Genomic DNA, 22,919 nt, shown 5'->3' with positions numbered 1-22,919 from the left:
GGGCCTATGTCAGATACCCAGCCCGACTTCGAGACCCTGCTGTACAGGACGTCCGGTCCGGTCGCGACCATCACGCTGAACCGCCCCGAGCACCTCAACACGATCGTGCCGCCGATGCCCGACGAGATCGAGGCCGCCATCGGCCTCGCCGAGCGGGATACGGGTGTCAAGGTCATCGTGCTGCGCGGCGCCGGCCGCGCGTTCTCCGGTGGCTACGACTTCGGCGGCGGATTCCAGCACTGGGGCGAGTCGATGATGACCGACGGGAAGTGGGATCCGGGTAAGGACTTCGCGATGGTCAGCGCCCGTGCGACCGGGCCCACGCAGAAGTTCATGGCGATCTGGCGGGCGTCCAAGCCGGTGATCGCTCAGGTGCACGGCTGGTGTGTCGGCGGGGCGAGCGACTACGCGCTGTGCGCCGACATCATCATCGCCAGTGAAGACGCCGTCATCGGCACTCCCTACAGCCGGATGTGGGGGGCGTACCTGACCGGCATGTGGCTCTACCGGCTGAGCCTGGCCAAGGCCAAGTGGCATTCGCTGACCGGCCGGCCGCTGTCCGGCGTCCAGGCCGCCGAGATCGAGCTGATCAACGAGGCGGTGCCGTTCGACCGCCTCGAAGCCCGGGTCGCGCAGATCGCCGCCGAGCTGGCACACATCCCGCTGTCGCAGCTGCAGGCGCAGAAAATGATCGTCAACCAGGCCTACGAGAACATGGGACTGGCCTCCACCCAAACGCTGGGCGGCATCCTGGACGGCCTGATGCGCAATACGCCCGACGCGCTCGGCTTCATCAACACCGCGCAGAGCGAGGGCGTCCGGGCCGCGGTGCAGCACCGCGACGGCCCGTTCGGCGACTACAGCCAGGCCCCGCCTGACCTGCGGCCCGATCCCTCGCACGTCATCGTCCCTGATAGCGATGGCTAATAAGCTGGACTAAAAAGTCGGCCAAGACTCGCCCGCAGGATGCCCGAAGTGCTACCGTTACAGCTATGTCTCGGCTGAGTTCGTGCCTGCGAGCAGGCGCCATGTTCTTTGCAATGGGGATGGCCGCTGTGACCGTCCCGGCGACCGCGTCGGCGGACTCCACGGAGGACTTCCCGATCCCCCGCCGGATGATCAACACCACGTGTGACGCCGAGCAGATCCTGGCCGCCACCCGGGACACCAGCCCGGTGTACTACCAGCGGTACATGATCGACTTCAACAACCACCCGAACGTCCAGCAGGCGACGATCGACAAGGCGCACTGGTTCTACTCGTTGGCGCCGCAGGACCGTCGCGGCTACTCCGAGAACTTCTACGCGCCGGTCTCCGACCCGCTGTGGGTGGCCTGGCCCAACCACATGAAGATCTTCTTCAACAACAAGGGTGTCGTCGCCAAGTCGACCGACATCTGCAACCAGTACCCGCCCGGCGACATGTCGGTCTGGAACTGGGCGTAACCCCCCGCACTCACCGATTAACCCCGGGCCCGGCCCGGGGTTAATTGCTTTTTGTCCCCCGATCGGGGGACAACAGAATCAGCCGTTGTCGGGCCGTTCGGTGGATGTTTGGTGACCAGCGCACCGGGAATAGTTGGGGCCATGCGCACCGCGACCCCAGCCACGATCCCCGCCGCAGCCCTCGACTGGCGTGATGTCATCGGCGACTCCGACGCGCCGACCACCCGCATCGTGCACGTGCACGCCCGCGAAGCCGGGCTGATCGTCGACATGCTGTGCGTGGTGCGCGGACAGCACATCGAGCCCGAGGCGCGGGTAAAGGTCGGCCGGCTTCGCCGCTATGCGAGCCCGCACTGCCGCACCTGCGGCGAGTCGGTGGAAGAGACCAACGACGTGCTGCCGCAAGTGGTTGCGCTGTAGTCCGTCAGTAGTGCGCGGGGAAGCGATCCGTAGTGGCCGCCTCCCCGTTGGGTGAGCCGCCGTTGCCGGGCACCAGCACGGGCGCATCGAGCAGTTTGCGGACCGCCGGGCGAGGCCCGTAGGGCCGCAGCATCTGACTGGCCGGGCGGGTGCGCACCTGCGTCGGCCACCAGAACCAGCGCCCCATCAACGCCGCGACCGACGGCATCATGAACGACCGCACGATCAGGGTGTCGAACAACAGGCCCAGGGCAATGGTGGTTCCGACCTGCCCCATCACGCGTAGCGGGCTGATCGCGAATGTCGCCATCGTGGCGGCGAACACCAGACCGGCCGACGTCACCACCGCACCGGTGCCGGCCATCGACCGGATGATTCCGGTCTTCAACCCCGCGTGGATCTCCTCTTTGAATCGGGATACCAGCAGCAGGTTGTAGTCGGATCCGACGGCCAGCAGCAGGATGACCGACATCGCCAGCACCATCCAGTGCAGTTGGATGCCCAAGATGTCCTGCCAGACAAGCACCGAGAGGCCGAAGGAGGCTCCCAACGAAAGCAGCACGGTGCCCACGATGGTGATCGCGGCGACGAGGCTGCGGGTGATGATCAGCATAATGATCAGGATCAGGCTGGCCGCCGATATCCCGGCGATCATCAGGTCGTACTTGGACCCGTCTCGCATGTCCTTATAGACCGCGGCCGTGCCGCCCAGCCAGATCTTGGACCCCTCCAGTGGCGTCCCCTTGATCGCTTCCTTGGCCGCCAACTTGATCGGGTCGACGTGCGAAATGCCTTCGGGCGTCGCCGGAGCGACGTCATGGGAAATGATGAAACGGGCGGCGTGCCCGTCGGGCGACAGGAACATCTTCAGGCCGCGCTTGAAGTCGGGGTTGTCGAAAACCTCCGGCGGAATGTAGAAGGAGTCGTCGTTCTTGGCCGCGTCGAACGCCTGACCCATCGCCGTCGAGTTCTGGCTCATCACGTCCATCTGGTCGTACATCGAGTTCATCGAGCTGTGCATCGTCAGCATCATCTGCTTCATCGTCGACATCGTGGCGATCATCGGCGGCATCTGCGCCAGCATCTGCGGCAGCAACGCATCCAGCTGACCGATGTCATTCGACAGGTACTGGAATTTTTCGACGATCTGATCCAGGCCGTCGAGGGCGTCCAGGATGGATCGCAGCGACCAGCAAACCGGAATGTCGAAACAGTGCTTCTCCCAATAGAAGTAGCTGCGGATCGGTCGGAAGAAGTCATCGAAGTTGGCGATCTCGTCCCGCATATTGCTTGTGACGTCCAGCATTTCGTGCGTGAGGCCGTCCATGTGGTGAGTCACGGCGGCCATCTTCGATGTGATGTCGTACATCCGCTGCATCGTGTCGATGGACATCTGCATCGCGTCGGCCTGCGTGAGCATGTCGGCCATCCGCTTCTTCATGTACTCCTGGTTCTCGACCTGCGTCGTGTTCTGCATGCTGATCTGGAACGGGATCGACGTGTGCTCGATCGGCGCCCCCAGCGGCCTGGTGATCGTCTGGACGCGGGCGACGCCGGGGATATGGAAGACGCCCCGGGCAATTCGGTCCAGTACCAACATGTTTGCCGGATTCCGCATGTCGTGATCGGTCTCGATCAACAGCAGTTCCGGGTTCATCCGGGCATTGGAGAAGTGCCGCTCCGCGGCTTCGTATCCGACGACCGCCTTCGTGCTCGGCGGCAGGTACTGGCGGTTGTCGTAATTGGTCTTGTACCCGGGCAGCGCCAGCAGGCCGATGAGCGCGATGCCGATCGAGACCCCCAGGATCGGCCCCGGCCACCGGACGATCGCGGTGCCCACGCGCCGCCAGCCCTGGGTCCGCATCGTGCGCTTGGGGTCGAACAGGTGGAAGCGGCTGCGGCTGCCCACCGCCAATATGGCCGGGCCGAGCGTGAGTGCGGCGAGCACGGCGACCAGCGTGCCCACCGCGCACGGGACGCCGAGGCTCTGGAAATACGGAAGGCGGGTGAAGCTGAGGCAATACATCGCGCCGGCGATGGTCAGACCGGACCCCAGCACGACGTGCGCGGTCCCGTGGAACATGGTGTAGAAGGCCTGTTCTCGGTCCTCGCCGAGCGATCGTGCCTCCTGATACCGGCCCAGTACGAAGATGGCGTAGTCGGTACTCGCCGCGATCACCATCAACACCAGCAGGTTCACCGCGAAGGTTGACAGGCCGATGATCTCGTTATGCGCCAGGAACGCGACCACCTGGCGCGCCGCGAACAGCTCGAGCACCACCATCACCAGCGTGATGAACATGGTGATGACCGAGCGGTACACCCACAGCAACATCACGATGATCACGGCGAACGTGAGCAGGGTGACCAGGATGACGCCCTTGTCACCGGCCGCCGACTGATCCGCGGTCAGGGCCGCCGCACCGGTCACATACGCCTTCACCCCGGGCGGCGGTGGCGTCGAGTCCACCAGCTGGCGAACCGATCGGACGGACTCGTTGGCCTTGGTCTCGCCCTGATTACCCCGCAGATACACCTGCACGTAGGCGGCCTTGCCGTCCGAGCTCTGGGAGCCGGCCGCCGTCAGAGGATCGCCCCAGAAGTCCTGGACGTGCTCGACGTGCGTCGTGTCGGCTTCGAGGTTCTTGATCAGCTGGTCGTAGAAGCGGTGCGCGTCGTCACCGAGCGGCTTGTCGCCCTCCAGCAGAATCATGATCGCGCTGTCGCTGGTGAATTCGTTGAAGACCTTGCCGACGCGCTGCGTCGCCTGCATCGATGCCGCCTCTTTCGGGCTCATCGGCACCGTGTGTTGCTTGCCGACCGTTTCCAGGTCGGGCACGAACATGGACAGGCACACCACCAGCGCTACCCAGCCCACGACGATCACGGGCGCGAATCTGTACACCGACCGCGCAAACAGCGGCATGTGGGGAAGCCCGGCGGCCTGGTTGTCGGTCATGCGGACTTCACTATGCAAAAGGTTTCGGCGTTCACTCCGGTGACCGACCTTTCGTCCTTGACTACGTCATTCACGATGATCTGGCAGCCGATCTGGCCTCCGTCGGTTTGCGCGACCACGTTGACGCTCACCGACGGGAGCGTGGTGGTGACCGAGAGCGTCCAGGGCAGTGGCACGTTGTCGATGCGCCGCGGCTGGGCGTTGATGTCCAGGTAGTTGATATTGGCGGTGCTCCCCGACCCGTACACCTTGTAGACCACGTGCTTGGGGTTGAACGGCTTGATGTCGTCCAGGCTGCTGCTGCCGATCCCCGAGGTGTCGTGATTGCCGAAGAAAGAGCGCAGGCGAAGGACGCAGAAGGCCGCGACCGCGATCACGACCGCGATGACGAGAACGATCCACAGTCGTCGCACCGCATTGGCAACAGGCGCCTTTGCCACCCACTCACCTCCTGCTCACCGAGCGACCGACCGCCCGTCCGAGTGCGTTAGCCGGCCTCCGGCGCGCGTCGGGCCGCTCCAGGTTCGCCGACACTGCGCCGGCCCCGAGTTCGATCCCAATTCGCTTGCTGGTCATGGCGATTCAGCGAGAAGGCCGATGCAAGTGGCGGTGAGTACCCGGGTGAGAGCGGGGCCGAATTCGATATTCCACTCCTCGGGCGGCACGGCCTCCGGCTGGTCGGCGTAGGCATCGGTGAGCCGCTCCGGCGGGTTGGCGATCTGCCAGAAGGCGGCCGCCAACGAATAGGCGGCGATCAAGCTGTCGAACGCTCCCGAGCGGCCGAGCTTGGGCAGCGCGCGCTCGATGGCGTCGGCGAGGGCGACCGCGGCGGCCGAGATCGTTCGCCGGATGTCGACCACCCGCTCCACCTCCACCTCATGTTCGAGGTGGAGGTGCAGGTTGGCGAGCAGGTCGCAGAACAGTGGATCGGCCGCCAGCCCGTTGGCCAACGTTTCGGCCACCCGCGCCGGCGACATGGGGCCCGGCTCGGCCAGCTCCGCGCACACCGTGTCCGACCATCGCACCCACCCCTCGGCGGCGAGATGGAGCAGGACTTCTTTGTGCGAAGTGAAGTAGCGGCGCACCGCCGAGTAGTGAATGCCGGCGCGACCGGCGACGGCGGTGAGCGTCACCGACGCGACACCGGTCTCGCGCGCCAGGGAGCGTGCGGCCTCGACGAGTGCGGCCGCACGCCGGCGCTTGTTCTCTGCCGTGCGGGCGCGCTGAAACGTGAGTTGCGCCACCGGCCGAGCGTAACGCACAGCATGTGATTTGTATAACGCACATAACGTGTTTTTCAGGGCGGTTACCGTGGAGAGTCGTCAGCGTCTTGTATCCCGTCCGTAACCTCCGCCGCCTCGAATAACTCGTATGCACACAATTGCGCTCATCGGTCTACTCGGTGGCCTGATCACCGGCATCTCGCCATGCATCCTGCCCGTGCTTCCGGTGATTTTTCTGTCCGGCATGGACGGCGGCAGTGGCAAAGCCCGCAGTCGCGGTTTGAGTTCGGCCATGCGTCCCTACCTGGTGATCGCGGGCCTGGTGTGCAGCTTCAGCCTGGCCACCCTGATCGGCTCCGCACTGCTGTCGGCACTGCACCTGCCGCAGGACGCCATCCGGTGGACCGCCCTGGTGGTGCTCACTCTGATCGGCCTGGGATTGATCTTCCCGCCGCTTCAACACCTGATCGAACGGCCGTTCACCTTCCTACCGCAACGCCAAAACAGCGGCAGCACTGATGGTTTCGGCCTGGGACTGACGTTGGGTGCCCTGTATGTACCCTGCGCGGGGCCGGTGCTGGCCGCGATCGTGGTGGCCGGCGGCACGACATCGCTGGGACCGGCCACGTTCGTGCTGACCGCGACGTTCGCGCTCGGCAACGCGATACCGCTGTTGGCTTTCGCGCTGGCCGGACGGCAAGTCGCGCAACGGGTTACCGCTTTCCGCCGTCATCAGCGCCAGATTCAGGTCGCCGGCGGAATCATGATGATCGTGCTGGCGGTGGCGCTGGTGTTCAACCTGCCCGCACTGCTGCAGCGCGCCGTACCCGACTACACGACTGCGATGCAAAATCGCTTGGGCGCCAACGACATCCAACGGTCTTTGGTTCCGAGCCGCCCACCGGGGACCACCACGGGTAGCGTGCTGGAACTGAATCAGGGCAACACCAGCAACGGGCTGCCCACCAACTGCGCCGACGGCGCTACCGAGCTGCAACAGTGCGGGCAGGCGCCGGCTATCACCGGCATCACCGGATGGCTCAACACCCCGGGCGGCAAACCGCTCGATTCCGCCTCGGTGCGGGGCAAGGTGGTGCTGATCGACTTCTGGGCCTACTCCTGCATCAACTGCCAACGCGCCATCCCGCACGTCGTCGATTGGTACAACCGGTATCGCGACAGCGGATTGGTGGTCATCGGGGTGCACACCCCCGAGTACGCCTTCGAACGGGTTCCCGGCAACGTGGCCAGCGGTGCGGCCGGCTTGCACATCGACTACCCGATCGCGATGGACAACGACTACGCGACCTGGAACGCCTTCAACAACATGTACTGGCCGGCCGAATACCTGATCGACGGGAACGGAACGCTGCGGCACACCAAGTTCGGCGAAGGTGACTACGACGGCACCGAGAAGCTGATCCGCCAACTGCTGGTAGACGCCAATCCGAATGTCGCGCTGCCCCCGCCGGTCAACGGGGCCGACACCACCCCCAAGACCAACCTGACCCCCGAGACCTACCTGGCGCCCGACAAAGCCACCACCTACGGCGGTGACGGCAGCTACCAGGCGGGCACCACCGGGTTCAGCTTCCCGCCGCAGCTGGCTAACGACAAATTCGCCCTGCGCGGCCGGTGGACCCTCGACGACCAGGGCATCACCGCCGAAAGCGACGACGCCGCGATCCGGCTGAACTACACCGCCAAGAACGTCTTCGTCGTCGTCGGCGGCACCGGAACCATCACGATGACCCGCGACGGGAAATCCACCGCCACACCGATCAGCGGCGTCCCCACGCTGCACGAGATCGTGTCCGATGGCGGTGCCCACCGCGATCAATTCGACCTGCAAGTGAGCAGGGGCTTGCAGGTGTTTTCGTTCACTTTCGGCTAGACATCCGTAAGCACGAAGCAGCCCATCCGCCAGCTGCGTGGCTACGAATGAGAGTCGTGGACTCCTCACCCGCACGGTCGGTTGCCGTCGTCGGCAGCGGCGTGGCCGGCCTGACCGCCGCCTACCTGCTGTCCGGCCGCGACCGCGTCACGTTGTATGAAGCCGACGTACGGCTCGGGGGCCACGCGCACACCCATTTCCTGGACGACGGCGACCGGGTGATCGGCGTCGACTCGGCTTTTCTGGTGCACAACGACCGGACCTACCCGACGCTGGGCCGGCTGCTGGGCGAGCTGGGCGTGGCTACCCAGCCCTCGGAGATGTCGATGTCGGTGCGCGCCGACGAGATCGGGCTCGAATACGCCGGCGCCCTGGGCCTCAGCGGATTGTTCGCGTGCAAACAGTCGCTGCGGCCCCGCCACCTGCGCATGCTCGCCGAGATCACCCGATTCCATCGCGCCGCCGCGCTGCTGCTGCGCGATGACAGCACCGAGCCGGAGGAACTGGAGACGCTGGAATCCTTCCTGCGCCGGCACCGCTTCTCGTCGTATTTCATCGACTTTTTCATCACCCCGCTGGTCGCGGCGGTGTGGTCGTGTGCCGGCGACGACGCCCTGCGCTACCCGGCGCGCTATCTGTTCGTCTTCCTCGACCACCACGGCATGCTGTCGGTGTTCGGCTCGCCCACCTGGCGCACCGTGACCGGGGGTTCGGCGCACTACGTACAGGCCATCGCCGCGCGGCTCGCCGAGGTGTCGACCGGGACGCCGGTGAACTCCCTGCGCCGGGTGCGCGACGGCGTGCGGCTGCAGGCGGGCGACCACCCGCCGCGGCTGTTCGACGCGGCCGTCGTCGCCGTGCATCCCGACCAGGCGCTGCTGTTGCTCGACGATCCGACCCCCTGGGAGCGCGCGGTGCTGGGCGCGATTCCGTACTCGACCAATCGGGCGCAGCTGCACACCGACGAATCGGTGCTACCGCGGAATCGCCGTGCGCGCGCATCATGGAACTACCTGGTTACCCCCGGGAAGGACCATGTCGTGGTCAGCTATGACGTCAGCAGACTCATGCGGCTGGACGGTGACCGCCGGTACCTGGTGACACTGGGCGGTCACGACCGCGTCGATCCGGCGTCGGTGATCGCCGAAATGACCTACAGCCATCCCCTGTACACGCCGGAATCGGTTGCGGCACAAGCATTGTTGCCCACACTGGACGACGATCGGCTGGTCTTCGCGGGCGCATACCACGGCTGGGGCTTCCACGAGGACGGCGCCGCCTCGGGGCTGGCCGCGGCGCGGCGCCTCGGTGCCGACTGGCCGACGGCGAATCAGTGCGACGCGGTGGCCCGATGCTGACACCGGCGATCTACCGCACCACGATCCGTCATTCGCGACAGGCCCCGGTGCGCCATTCGTTCGAATACCGCAGCTACAGCTGGTATGTCGACGTCGACGAGTTGCCGCGGCTGCCCTGGTGGCTGCGCCCGTTCGCCCGGTTCCGCGCCTCGGATCACTTCGCCGCGGGGCAGCCGGGCTCGTTGCGCGACCGGCTCGGTGCCTTCTTCGCCGACCGAGGAATGGCCGCGCCCGAAGGTCGGGTCACCGCGCTACTGCAGGCGCGCGTGCTCGGGTATGTCTTCAACCCGCTGAGCGTCTTCTGGTGCCACGACCGCGACGGCCAACTGCGCCATGTGATCGCCGAGGTGCACAACACCTACGGCGAGCGCCACGCCTACCTGCTGCCCCCGGCCGACGTGCCGGTGGTCACCGAGAAGAAGTTCTATGTCTCGCCGTTCAATGCGGTGGACGGCTACTACCTGGTGCGAGCACCGCGGCCAGACGACGAAGTCAACATCACCATCGAACTGCGCCGCGACCGCCAGCCCGCGTTCGTGGCCAACATGCACGGGCAGCGGCGGCCGGCGAGCGCCGGGCAGGTCGCGATCATGCAACTCATTTCGCCGCTGGCGCCGCTGGTGGTGGCCGTCCGTATCCGAATTCAGGGGATCACACTGTGGTTACGTCGAGTTCCGTTGGTACGGCGATGACCGTATCAACCATCCGAAAACCCTCGGCCGCAATCGATTCCGAACGTTGGCCGGCAATCGCGAAGGTGCCGTCCGCGCCGCTGAGCGCGGCCTCTGCCGCCGCCGCCGACCGGCTGCTGCGACGCGCGGCCGCTCGGCTCCCGCTGCGGGTGGCCTACCCGGACGGCACGGTGGTCGGTGCCGCCGACCCGACGGTGCCGAGTTTGATTGTCCACCAACCGCAAGCGATGGCGCGCCGGATCGGGCGCTACGGCCTGATCGGCTTCGGCGAGTCCTACATGGCAGGAGAATGGTCGTCGGACGACCTCAGCGGGATGCTTACGGTGTTCGCCGGCTCGGTCGACGAATTGGTGCCGCGCTCGCTGCAATGGCTGCGTCCGATCGGGCCGGCCTTCCGACCGCGGTGGTGGAGTGCCAGCCGGGATCGCACCCGGCGCAATATCGCCGAGCACTACGACCTGTCCAACGACCTGTTCGCCGAATTCCTCGACGAGACCATGACGTACTCCTGCGCACTGTTCGACCGGTTGCCGGCGTCGGCGTCGGATCTGGCTGCCGCGCAAGAGCGCAAGATCGATCGGCTGCTCGACCTCGCCGGAGTTCACCGGGGCAGCCGGGTGCTCGAAATCGGCACCGGTTGGGGCGAGCTGTGCATCCGCGCGGCCACCCGCGGAGCCGAGATCCGCTCGCTGACCCTGTCGGTCGAGCAGCAGCAGCTGGCGCGGCTTCGGGTTGCCGCGGCGGGGCTGACCGACAAGGTGACGATCGACCTCTGCGACTACCGGGACGTTGACGGAGTTTACGACGCGGTGGTGTCGGTCGAGATGATCGAAGCGGTGGGATTCCATGCGTGGCAGCGGTATTTCACCACCCTCGAACGGCTGGTGCGACTGGGCGGCCGCGTTGCGATCCAGGCGATCACGATGCCGCACTCGCGGATGATGGCCAGCCGCAACACGCGAACCTGGATCCAGAAGTACATCTTCCCGGGTGGACTGTTGCCGTCCACCCAGGCCATCTCCGCAATCACCGAGCGCCGCACCGGTTTACGCACGGTCGACATGACCTCGTTGCGCCCGCACTACGCCGAGACGCTGCGGCTGTGGCGGGAGCGCTTCCTGCAGCGGCAAGACCGATTGGCGCAGATGGACTTCGACGACGTGTTCCAGCGCATGTGGGAGCTGTATCTGGCGTATTCGGAGGCGGGCTTTCGATCGGGATACTTGAACGTCTACCAGTGGACGTTCGCGCGCGAGGGGTGCTGATGAGTGAGGTGAGCTTCGTACAGAACTTGGCCCAGGTGTGCGGCGCCTCGGTTGCGGTTCTGGCCGTGGTGCATTCGGTCACCTTCACCATCGGCAAACGCATCGGCCGCTACAACGTCGTCGACGTGGCCTGGGGTATCGGCTTCGTCGGGATCGCCGCCGTCGCCGCGGCGCTCGGCCAAGGTGACCCGGTCCGGCGCTGGCTGCTGCTGGCGCTGGTGACGATCTGGGGCGTGCGGCTGAGCTGGCACATCCACCGCAAGACCGCCGGTAAGGGTGAGGATCCGCGCTATGCCGCCATGCTGGGCGATGCCACGCCCGGGCAGGTGGCGCGCAAAGTTTTTCTGCTGCAGGCGTTGATCACCTGGTTCGTCTCCTTCCCGCTGCAGCTGTCGGCGGTGACCGGGCCCACCCCGAGAGCGCTGATCGCCGTCCCGGTGTTCGGTGTGGTGGTGTGGCTGGTCGGCGTCGCCTTCGAAGCGGTCGGAGACCGGCAGCTGCGGATCTTCAAGGCCGATCCGGCCAATCGCGGTGTGGTGATGGACCGCGGCCTGTGGGCGTGGACGCGTCACCCCAATTACTTCGGCGACGCCGCCGTGTGGTGGGGTCTGTGGCTGATCACCATCACCGGCTGGTGGTCGCTGGCGACAGTCGGCTCACCGCTGCTGATGACCTACTTCCTGGTCTATGTGACCGGGGTCCGGCTGACCGAGAAATTGATGACCGGCCGGCCGGGCTTCGCGGAATATCAGCAAAGGACCGCGTGTTTTGTCCCGAGACCGCCGAGACCAGCACGTCGATAGCCGTCGCCGAGGCGGCCAGGTGAACAGCGATAGGCTACCTGACAATGACCGGACTTCCGCAGCTGAGCAGCAACCTGGACGAGTTGCTGCCTGAAGTCGCGCGGGGAGACACCCACGCCTTCGCCGCCGTCTACGACCTGACCAAGAGCAGGGTGTTCGGGCTGGTGATCCGGGTGCTGCGCGACGCCGGCTACAGCGAGGAAACGACGCAGGAGATCTATCTCGAGGTGTGGCGTTCGGCCTCGGACTACGACCCGGCCCGCGGCTCCGCCCTGTCCTGGCTGCTGACCATGGCGCACCGGCGCGCGATCGACCGGGTGCGCGCCGAGCAGGCCGGCAGTCGCCGTGAATCGCGCTACGGCGCGGCCAACGTCGACACCGACCATGACGTGGTCGCCGACTCGGCGATCGCCGGCGACGAGCGCCGCCGGGTGGCCGACTGCCTGGGCGGGCTGACCGATGCGCAGCGGCAGTGCATCGAGCTGGCGTACTACGGCGGACTGACGTACACGGAGGTGGCGCAACGTCTGGCCGCCAATTTGTCGACGATCAAATCGCGCATCCGCGACGCCCTGCGCGGGCTGCGTAACTGCCTGGACGTGCCGTGACCGAACCCACTGATTTCGAGCTGCTCGAGCTGGCGACTCCGTACGCCCTGCACGCGGTCTCCGACGCGGAGCGCGCGGACATCGACTCGCGCCTCGCGGCCGCACCGGCGCCGGTCGCGTCGGCTTTCGCCGAGGAAGTCCGCGCCGTGCGCGAGACGATGGCCGTCGTCTCGGCTTCCACCGTCGCCGAACCGCCCGCGCATCTGCGGTCCGCCGTGCTGGCCCTGGCCACCCCAAGTCTGGCGAAGCGCCGAAACCGTTGGCGCACCACGGCATTGATATCGGTCGCGGCGGCGATCGTGGCGGCCCTGACCGCATTCGGCCTGCAGACGCTGTTACGCCCGACGCCGACGCAGTCGGTGGCCGAGCAGGTGATGGCGGCCCCCGACGTGCGGACGGTTTCGCGCCCGCTGGCCAACGGGACGGCCACGGTGGTGTTCTCCCGCGATCGCGGCGCCGGAGTGCTGGTGATGAACAACGTGCCGCCGCCCAGTCCGGGCACCGTCTACCAGATGTGGTTGATCGACTCCAAGGGCCCGACGTCGGCGGGGACGATGGGCACCGCGGCCGTCTCGCCCTCGACGACAGCGACGCTGACCAACCTCGGCAAGTCGACGGCCCTGGCCTTCACCGTCGAACCCGGCTCGGGCTCACCCCAGCCCACCAGCCCGATATTGGCGACCTTGCCGCTGAGCTAGGCCTTCTTCACCAGGCTGCCGAGCACGGCGACGATCACGCCGACCACGACCAGCCCCGCGCCGGCGGCCAACGTCAGGTTCAGCCAGACCCGCATCCCGGTTTCGGCGGTGCGCACCATGACATCGGCGACCTGGCGGATGTCGCCGCTGGTGCGATTGAGCGCGTCGTTGACGTAGCGAGCACCGACCTCCATGCCGACCCACCCGGCCGCGCCGACCAGCAGCGCCGAGACACCCAGACCGGTCAGCGCCTTGCCGCGGCGCCGGGCGGCCAGCAGCGTCAGCAGTGCCAACAGCCCGCACAGTGCCACCGCCCCCAAGCTCGCCCACCTGCCCCACGCGCCCACCCGGCTCAGCTCTCCCTGCCGCAGCGAGTGGGGCACCGACGCCGTCAGCGGAACGGTCAGCGTGGCGGGCACCGACACGTTGTGCTCGCTCAAAATCTGCCGAAACGCAGGGTCGTTGAGCATCGGTGCCACGTCGACCGTCCAGGAATCATCGGACCCCGCATCGGCGAACAGCCAGCGGTGCGCCGCCCGGTTCGCCGTCGCGAACATCGGCGGGAAGGACGGACCGGCGGTGTAGGTGCCGGCCGCGTCGCGCACCTGCGCGCTGTCCACCGGAGTGCGTCCACCGCCATGCTCGGCGATCAGCGTCATCGTCCGGCTGGTGAGCTCACCGGCCATCGCGGACTGCAGGGCGGGGTCACCCGCCGCTTTCTGGGCCATCGCCGCGTAGCCGTTCTCGTCGACGAGGTTGAGCTGCACCCACGCCCCGCCGACGGCCACCGCCAGCGCAATCGTGGTGGCCAGCCACAGCGTCAGCGTCGCGAGGAATCGCACGCCGTCAATCTACGGCGCGATGCCCCGCACGTACGCGGCTTGCCCGAGGTGCTGGGCGCAGTCGTCGATGATGCTCACCAACCGGGCGCTGGCCGTCACCGGCGGATCCCAGTTGCTGTCGACGACGCGGGCCAACTCGTCGGCGGTGACGCTAGCGATGTACTCACACGAGAGCTTGTGCACCGCGTGGTAGTAGCCGGACAGCAACTCGGCAGGCGCGCGCACCCTCGCCACCTCCGCGGCGCCGTGGCCGTAACCGGTGTCCCGGCGCGGCAGATCCAGCGCGAAGCGGTCCACCCAGCCGTCGCGGGTCCAGACCTCCTCGACACCGGCGACGTGGGCCAGCTGGATGTCCTGCACCCGGGCGCTGTGCCAGATCAGCCAGGCAATGGAGTTGGCGTCCGGGGTGGGCCGGTAGTTGGACACTTCATCGGTCAGTCCATCGGTGAGCTCGTCGACGTGTTCGATCAACCGGGTGAAGGCATCGCGCAGTAACTCGCGGGCGGCGGCGTCGGCATCTGACATACCGACGACACTACGGACCTCCGTGCTAGCCCGCTCAGACGTTGTTGCCGTGCGGATCGCGCAGTCAATACCCGCGTAGTCGATCCCGGATTGGTCGTGGCACGACTCGGGGCACGGTCGTAGATTGATCAGGTGAGCTACGACCTGCTGATTCGCAATGGCACCATCGTCGACGGGCTGGGGGGTGAGCCCTACGTCGGCGACGTCGGGGTGACCGGCGGCGTCATCACGGCCGTCGGGTCGGTGAACGGCGACAGCGCCGTACGCGAGATCGACGCGACCGGCCTGCTGATCACGCCGGGATTCGTCGACCTGCACACGCACTACGACGGTCAGTCCATCTGGTCGGAGCGCCTGACGCCGTCCTCGGCGCACGGAGTGACCACCGTGGTGATGGGCAACTGCGGCGTCGGGTTCGCGCCCTGCCGCCAGGAAGACCACGACGTCCTCGTCGACGTGATGGCCGGGGTGGAAGACATCCCGGGCGTGGTGATGACCGACGGCCTGCCGTGGACCTGGGAGACCTTCCCCGAATACCTCGACGCGCTGGAAGCGGGCCGCCGCGACATCGATGTGGCGGCCTACCTGCCACATTCGCCGCTGCGCGTCTACGTGATGGGCCAGCGCGGCGCCGACCGCGAAGCCGCCACCCCCGACGACCTGGCCAAGATGCGGGCGCTGGCCAAGGAGGCCATGGAAGTCGGGGCGCTGGGCTTCGCGTCGTCGCGGCTGACCATCCACAAGACCGAAAGTGGTTCGCCCATACCGAGTTACGAAGCCGCCCGCGAGGAGATCGAGGAGATCGCCAAGGGCGTCGTCGACGGCGGTGGCGGGCTGCTGCAGTTCGTGCCCGATATTCCGGCCGGCGGCTACCAGCCGGTGCTGCAGACGGTGTTCGACGTCGCCGAGGAGGTCGGCTTGCCGGTCACCTTCACCCTCGTCGTCGCCAACGCCGGGGATCCGACGTGGCCCGACGCGATCAACATGATCGAGAAGGCGAACGCCGCCGGCGGCGATATCACCGCGCAGCTGCTGCCCCGCCCGATCGGGTTGATCATCGGGCTGCAACTGACCGCCAACCCGTTCGTGCTCTACCCCAGCTACCAGGAGATCGCGCATCTGCCACTGGCCGAGCGGGTCGCCGAGATGCGCAAGCCCGAGGTCCGCGCCCGCATCCTGGCCGACAAGCCGGGCCACGGGCACCCGATCCTCTACGTCGCGCAAATGTGGGACTGGATCTTCCCGCTCGGCGAGCACCCCAACTACGAGCCGGACCCGGCGGACAGCATCGGGGCCCGGGCCAGGGCCCGCGGCGTGCACCCGATGGAGGAGGCCTACGACCGGCTGCTCGACGACGACGGCCGTGCCATGCTGCTGGTCGCGACCAGCAATATGGAGCGCAACTCGCTGAACACGGTCGGCGAGCTGCTGCACCGCGACGACGTGGTGCTCGGCCTGGGCGACGGCGGCGCCCACTACGGCATGATCTGCGACGCCAGTTACTCGACGTTCTTCCTGGCGCACTGGGCGCGGGACCGGGCGTCCGGACGGTTCACGGTTTCCGAGGCCGTCCGCGAGCTGACGTCGGTACCGGCCCGGGTCGCCGGGCTGGCCGATCGCGGGCGAATCGCGGTGGGGTACAAGGCCGATCTCAACGTGATCGACCACGCCGGGCTGCGCCTGCACAAGCCGGTGATCACCTATGACCTGCCCGCCGGAGGGCGTCGACTGGACCAGACCGCGGACGGGTATGTGGCCACGATCGTGTCCGGTGAAGTGATCGCCGAAAACGGCAAACCCACCGACGCGCGTCCCGGCAAGCTGGTCCGCGGCCGCCAAACAGCGCCCGCGCCCACGCCATAACGCCACGAAGAAGGCCCTGTCCCGGTTAAGTTATTGCAGTGACGAGCCCGCATTACGCGTGGTTGCCGCCAGAGATCAATTCGGCCCTCCTTTACGCCGGTCCTGGATCGGCGCCGCTGCATGCTGCCGCGGAAGCCTGGGATGGGCTTGCCGAGAACCTGGCCTCGTCCGCGTCCTCGTTTTTCTCCGTGGCCTCCGATCTGGCCAACGGTTCGTGGCAGGGTCCCTCGGCGTCGGCGATGCTGGCCGTCGCGACCCAATACGTGAGCTGGCTCAAGGCGGCGGCCGCCCAGGCCGAGGCGACTTCCAGCCAGGCCTCGGCCATCGCGGGCGCCTTCGAGACGGCGCTGTCGGCCACGGTGCAGCCGGCGGTGGTGACGGCCAACCGCGCGTTGGTGCGGGCGCTGGCTTCGCAGAACCACCTGGGCCAAAACGCCCCCACGATCATGGACATCGAGTCCGCCTACGAACAGATGTGGGCCACCGACGTGGCAGCGATGTCCGGCTATCACGCCGACGCCTCGGCGGCCGCCGAACAGCTGGCGCCCTGGCAGCAGGTCATGCAGAACCTCGGCGTGCAATTCAACAACGGCGACCTGATCTTCGGACCCCACTCGGGCACCGGAAGCCTGGCGCACCACATCAACACACTGGCCAGTCTCGATCACACCGGCGGCCACATCGGGTCCTGGCTGACCGACACCCCCGGCACCGGATTCGCCCATACCGTGCCGAGCAGTTCGGCTTCGGCGGACTTCAGCGCGAGCCTGCTCAACTCACCGACCGCCGGCACCGGTTTCAACCCGGGAACCGCGAACCTGGGCCTGCTCAGCAATCTGGGCTCGGGCACCATACCGACGGGTTTGACGGCGGACTGACGACACGCCCGCGGCGCCTATCCTCGACATCATGCGCACCAAGAAGAGGGTGGATCTGGACAGGCTGGCCGCCGCCCTGCCCGACTTCCCGTTCGCGTACCTGATCACCGTCGACGACGAATACCGCGTTCACACCGTGACGGTCGAGCCGCGGCTGCGCGACGGCGCCGTCCTCGATGTCGGACTCATCGGCGGCCGCACCCGCGAAAACCTCAGCCGGCGCGGCGACGTCACCCTGCTGTGGCCGCCGCGCGAGCCGGGCGGCTATTCGCTGATCGTCGACGGCCACGCCGAAGTCGCCGAGTCCGACTCCGAGACAGTCCGATTGGATGTGGTGCCGACCCGCGCGCTCCTGCACCGCGACGCCGATCCCGACTCCGCGGCCACCGGCACCCTGCACGACTGCGTGGTGTTCTCCCTGCCGGCGTGACCTCGTACAGTCAGTCGCATGAGTCGCGTCGCGCCGCTAGCCCCGCCGTGGAGCGAGGAAGACGCCCACAGCATCAACAGCTGGGGCCACCCCGACCGCTCGTATGAGCCGCTGCTGCTGGTGCGCTGCCTGCAGCGCCATCCAGCGCTGGCCGGCCGGCTGCGTAAGCTCGGTGAATCCCTTTATATCGCAGCGCTTTTGCCTCCGCGGACCCGGACGATCGCGATCCTGCGCAGCTGCGCGCTGGTCGGTTGCGAGTACGAGTGGGGCGGGCAGGCGGCGTTCTGGGGACCGATCGCCGGAGTCAGCGACGACGAGTGTGACGCGCTGGTGACCGGCGGCCCCGACGACCCGCGGTGGGACCCGGCCGAGCGGACGCTGATCGCGGCGGTCGACGAGCTGGAGCGCACCGGTTCGTGGTCGGAGGCGACGTGGGCCGCGCTGGGCCGCGACCTCGACGACGAGCAGCGCATCGAATTGCTCACGGCCGTCGGCTGGTATCGCACCATTTGCACGCTGTGCAACGCGCTCGCACTTCCGGTGGAGGGCTGGATGCGGCGCTGGCCGTTAGGTCGCTGAGCGGTCCCGTTTGAGGCCGGGATGCTGCTTTTTCAGTAGCGGCAGCAGCACACGTCGCGGCATGAACTGGAACAGCCGGGTGCTGACTTGGCTTGGCAGCCCGGGGATCACGGATCCGCGGTCGGCGTCGAGCGCGTCGATTCCGGCGCGCGCCACTTCGCTGGCGGGCAGCCACATGAACTTCGGGAACGCGTCGGCGAATTTGCGCTCGTCCATGCCGGCGTTCTTCAGGAAGTCGGTGCGCACCGGCCCGGGGTTGAGCAGCGCGACGGTGACACCGGTGCCGGCCAGTTCGCCGCGCAGTCCTTCGGTGTAGCTGATCACGAACGCCTTGGTCGCGGCGTAGCCGACCTGGCCGGGGAAGGGATGGTAGCCCGCGGTGGATCCGACGTTGAGAATTGCACCGCGCCCGCGCGGCACCATCTGCTGGACCGCGCGGGTGGTGAGGTCGATAACGGCCTCGACGTTGACCCGGACCTGGGCGATCTCGTCGTCGACCGACGCGTCGGTCACCGACCCGATGGTGCCGATGCCGGCGTTGTTGACCAGGATCTCGGCCGTCAGCCCGCGACGCTCGACCTCGCCGAGAAGGCCGGCGCGAGCGGCGGAATCCGCGACGTCGCAACCGACCACCTCGACGCGAACCCGGCTCGCCAGTTCGTCGGCCAGCTCGCGCAGCTTGTCCTCGCGGCGCGCGACGAGGGTGACGCCGTGCCCGCGACCGGCGAGCTCGCGGGCGATCGCGGCGCCGATGCCCGACGACGCCCCGGTGACGACGGCGGTGCTGGTGGGGGCGGGAGGTGGGAGAGTCACGCGAATTACCCTAGGACGCCGAGTGTGGGCCCTAGGTACGGGGACAGCCGTCAATTCGTCCATAGGCCCCACGCTCGCGAAGCTTGTCCCACACGCGCTGAACGATCGCCTCTGGCCGACGCGACAGCATCTCAGCGCTGACTCTGACCACAGCCCAGCCGGCCGCTTCTAGCAAGGCGATTCGCTCGATGTCCCACGACCGCTGATATCGGTTCTCCCAATGTTGAACACCGTCGTATTCGACGGCGAGCTGCCACTCGCGCCATCCCATGTCGACCCGGATGTGCAGGTCCCGAAACTCGATCTGCGTCTCAGGCTTTGGAAGTCCGGCGTTGACGAGCAGCAACCGCACTCTGGTCTCCTGCGGTGACTCCGCACCGCCGTCGGCCTGTGCCAACGCGAGCCGCAGCCGCCGAACGCCGCGGCATCCCGGGCGCCGATCGGCCAAAGCGATCACGTGCGCGGGTTTGATACCCGTCGCGTTGAGCAATGCGTCGAGAATCGGGACTGCCGCGGCAAGCGGCAGGCCGCCGCCGATGTCGTAAGCAGTTCGGGCCGCCGTCGTCACCCGCATCCCACCGACGGTGTGTATCTCGTCATCGGCCAGCTGATAGCTGCGGACCACAATGCCCGGCTGACCGTGCCGGTCACCGCGCACGATCTCAGCGGGCTTAGCGGCGTCAAGCCATTTCGTCCCCAACACCGCGGCGGCGGACAAGCCTGCCAAGGTCGCACCCGTCGACAGCCAAGCCGCACGCGCCTTGGTCGCAGCCGTCAGCTCCGCATCCCTGCCGATGTACACGTCGCGGAACACCGCTCGGTAGCGGCTGCGCAACTGACTTCGGGTGATGGCACCGGCTCCGAGCGCCTCACTGCCGCGAAACGGAATGTCCTCCATGGCGGCATGTTCGGCCGCCGTGCCGACCGATCATCCAATGCTGAGGTGTCGAGCGTGGGACCTGTGGACGGATTTCGTTGTGTGGACGTCCATACACCCCACACTCGCGGCCTATGCCCGGCACGACGGGCTACAAGGACGACTGCCTGCGTCTCGAACAGCCCTGACACACGAAAAAGCCCGGCCCACTGGGGTTTCCAGGGGAACCGGGCTTCTTCGCTATGCGACTTCTTAGAAGTCCATACCGCCCATGCCACCGGTCGGGTCGCCGACGGGAGCGGCGGCCTTCTCCGGCTTGTCGGCCACGACGGCCTCGGTGGTCAGGAACAGCCCCGCGATGGACGCGGCGTTCTGCAGCGCCGAACGGGTCACCTTGACCGGGTCGGCAACGCCGGCCTTGAGCAGGTCCTCGTACTCGCCGGTGGCCGCGTTCAGGCCGGTACCGGCCTTCGAGTTGCGGACCTTCTCGGCGACAACGCCGGGCTCCAGCCCGGAGTTGAAGGCGATCTGCTTCAGCGGAGCCTCGAGCGCCACGCGGACGATGTTGGCACCGGTGGCCTCGTCACCCTTGAGCTTGAGCTCGTCCAGAGCCGGGGCCGACTGCAGCAGGGCCACGCCACCACCGGCGACGATGCCCTCCTCGACGGCGGCCTTGGCGTTGCGGACCGCGTCCTCGATACGGTGCTTGCGCTCCTTGAGCTCCACCTCGGTGGCAGCTCCGGCCTTGATCACCGCAACACCGCCGGCCAGCTTGGCCAGGCGCTCCTGCAGCTTCTCGCGGTCGTAGTCGGAGTCGCTGTTCTCGATCTCGGCACGGATCTGGGCCACCCGGCCGGCGATGGCGTCGGTGTCGCCGGCGCCCTCGACGATGGTGGTCTCGTCCTTGGTGATCACGACCTTGCGGGCCTTACCGAGCAGCGAGATGTCGGCGGTCTCGAGGGAGAGGCCGACCTCTTCGCTGACGACCTGGCCACCGGTCAGGATCGCCATGTCCTGCAGCATCGCCTTGCGGCGGTCACCGAAGCCGGGGGCCTTGACCGCGACCGACTTGAAGGTGCCGCGGATCTTGTTCACGACCAGGGTGGACAGCGCCTCGCCCTCGACGTCCTCGGCGATGATCAGCAGCGGCTTGCCGCCCTGAATGACCTTCTCCAGCAGCGGGAGCAGGTCCTTGACCGTCGACACCTTGGAGCTGACCAGCAGGATGTAGGGGTCCTCCAGGACCGCTTCCTGACGCTCGGCATCGGTGACGAAGTAGCCCGAGATGTAGCCCTTGTCGAACCGCATGCCCTCGGTGAGCTCGAGCTGCAGGCCGAAGGTGTTGGACTCCTCGACGGTGATGACACCCTCGTTGCCGACCTTGTCCATCGCCTCGGCGATCAGGTCACCGATCGACTGGTCGCCCGCCGAGATGCCCGCGGTCGCAGCGATCTGCTCCTTGGTCTCGACGTCCTTGGCCGACTTCAGCAGGGTCTCGGTGACCTTCTCGACGGCCTTCTCGATGCCGCGCTTGAGGCCCAGCGGGTTGGCGCCGGCCGCGACGTTGCGCAGGCCCTCTTTGACGAGCGCCTGAGCCAGCACCGTGGCCGTCGTCGTGCCGTCACCGGCGACGTCGTCGGTCTTCTTGGCGACTTCCTTGACCAGCTCGGCGCCGATCTTCTCGTACGGGTCCTCCAGCTCGATCTCCTTGGCGATGGACACACCATCGTTGGTGATCGTGGGAGCGCCCCACTTCTTCTCCAGGACGACGTTGCGACCCTTGGGCCCCAACGTCACCTTTACCGCGTCGGCGAGGGCGTTCAGACCCCGCTCGAGGCCGCGACGGGCCTCTTCGTCGTACGCAATTGTCTTGGCCATTGCGAAGTGATTCCTCCGGATTGGGAATGAAACGGAGGCCGCCGGATGGCGGCATACCCCGTTACTTACGCTGGCCGGGCGCAGTGCCCGCGACGGACGACCAGAGCTGGCCTCACCGTCCCGACCTAGCACTCGCACACTGCGAGTGCCAACGTCATTCTTAGCACTCGCCCATGCCGAGTGCAAGAACGGGGCCGCGGTTGTCGGGGGCTATCGCTTAGCGCGTAAACCGTCGACGACGACGTCGGTAACCCGCTCGGCCAACTCCGCGTTGTAGGCCTCCATGGCCTGACACCCGACCATGATCGTCTTCACTTCGCGTACGCCGATGTCCGGCCGCGCCGTGCCCGCCCGCTGAGCGGCGCGCAGCAGCTCGTCGAGCATCGCCAGGAAGGCATCCTCGGCATCCGGGGCGGCGGCAGCGATGTCGATGCCGAAACCGGCCAGAGCGTCGACCAGGCCGCGATCCGCCGCGCCCCACTGCAGCACCAGCGACCGCAGGTAGGCGAACAGCGCCTCGCCCGGGCCGGCGGATTCCAGCAGCGCGTACCCCTCGTCGACGAGGTGCTGCATGTGGTCCTCGATGACCGCTTGGAACAGCGCTTCCTTGGTCGGAAAGTGCCGGTACACGGTGCCGGCCCCGACGCCGGCCCGGCGGGCGATCTCGTCGATGGGCACCGACAGGCCCTCGGCCGCGAAGGTGTCATAGGCGACTTCCAGTACCCGCGCCCGGTTGCGGGCCGCGTCGGCACGCAACCGACGTTCAGGCTGCGCCATCTATTCACCACCCATCGGTTGACAAAGCGGGGCGCACGTTCCGTATAGTACGAATCAATCGGAGCGCTCGCCCCGTTTAATTTATCCGTAAA

General features: G+C 67.1%; 23 protein-coding genes. 14 read left to right on the top strand and 9 right to left on the bottom strand.

The window, feature by feature from the left end; all coding sequences use genetic code 11:
• Positions 1-6 precede the first annotated feature (6 nt).
• The 3 genes from AC5Y5O_RS01415 (at position 7) to AC5Y5O_RS01405 (ending at position 1,865) form a co-directional block, all read left to right on the top strand.
• Positions 7-927: a crotonase/enoyl-CoA hydratase family protein gene (locus AC5Y5O_RS01415; RefSeq protein WP_096284424.1), complete on the top strand. Its 921-nt coding sequence runs from the start codon at positions 7-9 to the stop codon at positions 925-927.
• A 65-nt stretch (positions 928-992) separates the two neighbouring features.
• Positions 993-1,445 (top strand): DUF5078 domain-containing protein, encoded by a 453-nt coding sequence (locus AC5Y5O_RS01410; RefSeq protein ID WP_096284423.1) that lies wholly within the window; start codon positions 993-995, stop codon positions 1,443-1,445.
• Positions 1,446-1,586: 141 nt separating this feature from the next.
• The gene (locus AC5Y5O_RS01405; protein ID WP_096284421.1) at positions 1,587-1,865 is read left to right on the top strand and encodes a hypothetical protein; all 279 of its coding nucleotides are present in this window, start codon (positions 1,587-1,589) and stop codon (positions 1,863-1,865) included.
• Positions 1,866-1,869: 4 nt separating this feature from the next.
• Here AC5Y5O_RS01405 and AC5Y5O_RS01400 read toward each other — a convergent pair whose 3' ends face one another.
• From AC5Y5O_RS01400 to AC5Y5O_RS01390, 3 genes are all read right to left on the bottom strand, one after another.
• Positions 1,870-4,824 (bottom strand): MMPL/RND family transporter, encoded by a 2,955-nt coding sequence (locus tag AC5Y5O_RS01400; protein WP_096284419.1) that lies wholly within the window; start codon positions 4,822-4,824, stop codon positions 1,870-1,872.
• On the bottom strand, positions 4,821-5,264 hold the full coding sequence (locus AC5Y5O_RS01395; RefSeq protein WP_243393753.1) for an MmpS family transport accessory protein: 444 nt from the start codon (positions 5,262-5,264) through the stop codon (positions 4,821-4,823). The genes AC5Y5O_RS01400 and AC5Y5O_RS01395 overlap by 4 nt, the downstream gene beginning before the upstream one ends.
• Positions 5,265-5,396: 132 nt before the next feature.
• Positions 5,397-6,086 carry a TetR/AcrR family transcriptional regulator gene (locus AC5Y5O_RS01390; protein ID WP_096284416.1) on the bottom strand — a complete coding sequence of 230 codons (690 nt, stop codon included), beginning with the start codon at positions 6,084-6,086 and terminating at the stop codon, positions 5,397-5,399.
• Positions 6,087-6,195: 109 nt separating this feature from the next.
• On the opposite strand from AC5Y5O_RS01390, the gene AC5Y5O_RS01385 reads away from it, so the two are divergent.
• The 7 genes from AC5Y5O_RS01385 to AC5Y5O_RS01355 are packed head-to-tail and all read left to right on the top strand — an operon-like array spanning position 6,196 to position 13,365.
• Positions 6,196-7,941 (top strand): cytochrome c biogenesis protein DipZ, encoded by a 1,746-nt coding sequence (locus AC5Y5O_RS01385; RefSeq protein WP_096284414.1) that lies wholly within the window; start codon positions 6,196-6,198, stop codon positions 7,939-7,941.
• 47 nt (positions 7,942-7,988) lie between these two features.
• On the top strand, positions 7,989-9,299 hold the full coding sequence (locus AC5Y5O_RS01380; RefSeq protein ID WP_096284412.1) for an NAD(P)/FAD-dependent oxidoreductase: 1,311 nt from the start codon (positions 7,989-7,991) through the stop codon (positions 9,297-9,299).
• On the top strand, positions 9,293-9,991 hold the full coding sequence (locus AC5Y5O_RS01375; protein ID WP_096290845.1) for a DUF1365 domain-containing protein: 699 nt from the start codon (positions 9,293-9,295) through the stop codon (positions 9,989-9,991). Before AC5Y5O_RS01380 ends, AC5Y5O_RS01375 begins: the two co-directional genes overlap by 7 nt.
• Positions 9,988-11,256, top strand: a complete 1,269-nt coding sequence (locus AC5Y5O_RS01370) for a class I SAM-dependent methyltransferase (protein ID WP_096284410.1) — start codon at positions 9,988-9,990, stop codon at positions 11,254-11,256. The genes AC5Y5O_RS01375 and AC5Y5O_RS01370 overlap by 4 nt, the downstream gene beginning before the upstream one ends.
• On the top strand, positions 11,256-12,059 hold the full coding sequence (locus tag AC5Y5O_RS01365; protein ID WP_096290844.1) for a DUF1295 domain-containing protein: 804 nt from the start codon (positions 11,256-11,258) through the stop codon (positions 12,057-12,059). Before AC5Y5O_RS01370 ends, AC5Y5O_RS01365 begins: the two co-directional genes overlap by 1 nt.
• A 44-nt stretch (positions 12,060-12,103) precedes the next feature.
• On the top strand, positions 12,104-12,667 hold the full coding sequence (locus AC5Y5O_RS01360) for a sigma-70 family RNA polymerase sigma factor (RefSeq protein WP_096284408.1): 564 nt from the start codon (positions 12,104-12,106) through the stop codon (positions 12,665-12,667).
• Complete coding sequence (locus AC5Y5O_RS01355) at positions 12,664-13,365, top strand: anti-sigma factor (RefSeq protein ID WP_096284406.1); 702 nt, start codon at positions 12,664-12,666, stop codon at positions 13,363-13,365. Before AC5Y5O_RS01360 ends, AC5Y5O_RS01355 begins: the two co-directional genes overlap by 4 nt.
• Here the strand turns inward: AC5Y5O_RS01355 and AC5Y5O_RS01350 are convergent.
• Together AC5Y5O_RS01350 and AC5Y5O_RS01345 are read right to left on the bottom strand one after the other, a co-directional pair.
• Positions 13,362-14,207 (bottom strand): hypothetical protein, encoded by an 846-nt coding sequence (locus AC5Y5O_RS01350; protein WP_500023397.1) that lies wholly within the window; start codon positions 14,205-14,207, stop codon positions 13,362-13,364. The two genes, AC5Y5O_RS01355 and AC5Y5O_RS01350, sit on opposite strands and share 4 nt — an antisense overlap.
• A 9-nt stretch (positions 14,208-14,216) precedes the next feature.
• Positions 14,217-14,732: a mycothiol transferase gene (locus AC5Y5O_RS01345; RefSeq protein ID WP_096284404.1), complete on the bottom strand. Its 516-nt coding sequence runs from the start codon at positions 14,730-14,732 to the stop codon at positions 14,217-14,219.
• A 132-nt stretch (positions 14,733-14,864) separates the two neighbouring features.
• On the opposite strand from AC5Y5O_RS01345, the gene AC5Y5O_RS01340 reads away from it, so the two are divergent.
• Genes AC5Y5O_RS01340 through AC5Y5O_RS01325 form a run of 4 tightly spaced genes read left to right on the top strand, consistent with a single transcriptional unit; the run spans position 14,865 to position 18,482 of the window.
• Positions 14,865-16,595, top strand: coding sequence for an N-acyl-D-amino-acid deacylase family protein (locus AC5Y5O_RS01340; protein ID WP_096284402.1), 1,731 nt, complete (start codon positions 14,865-14,867; stop codon positions 16,593-16,595).
• Positions 16,596-16,633: 38 nt separating this feature from the next.
• Complete coding sequence (locus AC5Y5O_RS01335; RefSeq protein WP_096284400.1) at positions 16,634-17,473, top strand: PPE family protein; 840 nt, start codon at positions 16,634-16,636, stop codon at positions 17,471-17,473.
• A gap of 31 nt (positions 17,474-17,504) precedes the next feature.
• Positions 17,505-17,903 carry a hypothetical protein gene (locus AC5Y5O_RS01330; protein WP_096284398.1) on the top strand — a complete coding sequence of 133 codons (399 nt, stop codon included), beginning with the start codon at positions 17,505-17,507 and terminating at the stop codon, positions 17,901-17,903.
• A gap of 18 nt (positions 17,904-17,921) precedes the next feature.
• Complete coding sequence (locus AC5Y5O_RS01325) at positions 17,922-18,482, top strand: carboxymuconolactone decarboxylase family protein (protein WP_096284396.1); 561 nt, start codon at positions 17,922-17,924, stop codon at positions 18,480-18,482.
• Here AC5Y5O_RS01325 and AC5Y5O_RS01320 read toward each other — a convergent pair.
• The 4 genes from AC5Y5O_RS01320 to AC5Y5O_RS01305 all read right to left on the bottom strand — a co-directional run bounded on the left by AC5Y5O_RS01320 (position 18,471) and on the right by AC5Y5O_RS01305 (position 22,827).
• Positions 18,471-19,295, bottom strand: a complete 825-nt coding sequence (locus AC5Y5O_RS01320; protein WP_500023393.1) for an SDR family NAD(P)-dependent oxidoreductase — start codon at positions 19,293-19,295, stop codon at positions 18,471-18,473. The two genes, AC5Y5O_RS01325 and AC5Y5O_RS01320, sit on opposite strands and share 12 nt — an antisense overlap.
• Positions 19,296-19,326: 31 nt before the next feature.
• Positions 19,327-20,193, bottom strand: a complete 867-nt coding sequence (locus AC5Y5O_RS01315; RefSeq protein ID WP_096284392.1) for an endonuclease domain-containing protein — start codon at positions 20,191-20,193, stop codon at positions 19,327-19,329.
• A 231-nt stretch (positions 20,194-20,424) separates the two neighbouring features.
• A complete protein-coding gene (gene groL, locus AC5Y5O_RS01310; RefSeq protein ID WP_096284390.1) occupies positions 20,425-22,050 on the bottom strand; it encodes a chaperonin GroEL in 1,626 nt (541 codons plus the stop codon).
• A gap of 210 nt (positions 22,051-22,260) precedes the next feature.
• Positions 22,261-22,827 (bottom strand): TetR/AcrR family transcriptional regulator, encoded by a 567-nt coding sequence (locus tag AC5Y5O_RS01305; RefSeq protein WP_096284388.1) that lies wholly within the window; start codon positions 22,825-22,827, stop codon positions 22,261-22,263.
• Positions 22,828-22,919: the final 92 nt, after the last annotated feature.

This window comes from Mycobacterium sp. NGS40, assembly GCF_059812735.1.
This window is presented reverse-complemented; position numbering and strand designations above follow the sequence as displayed.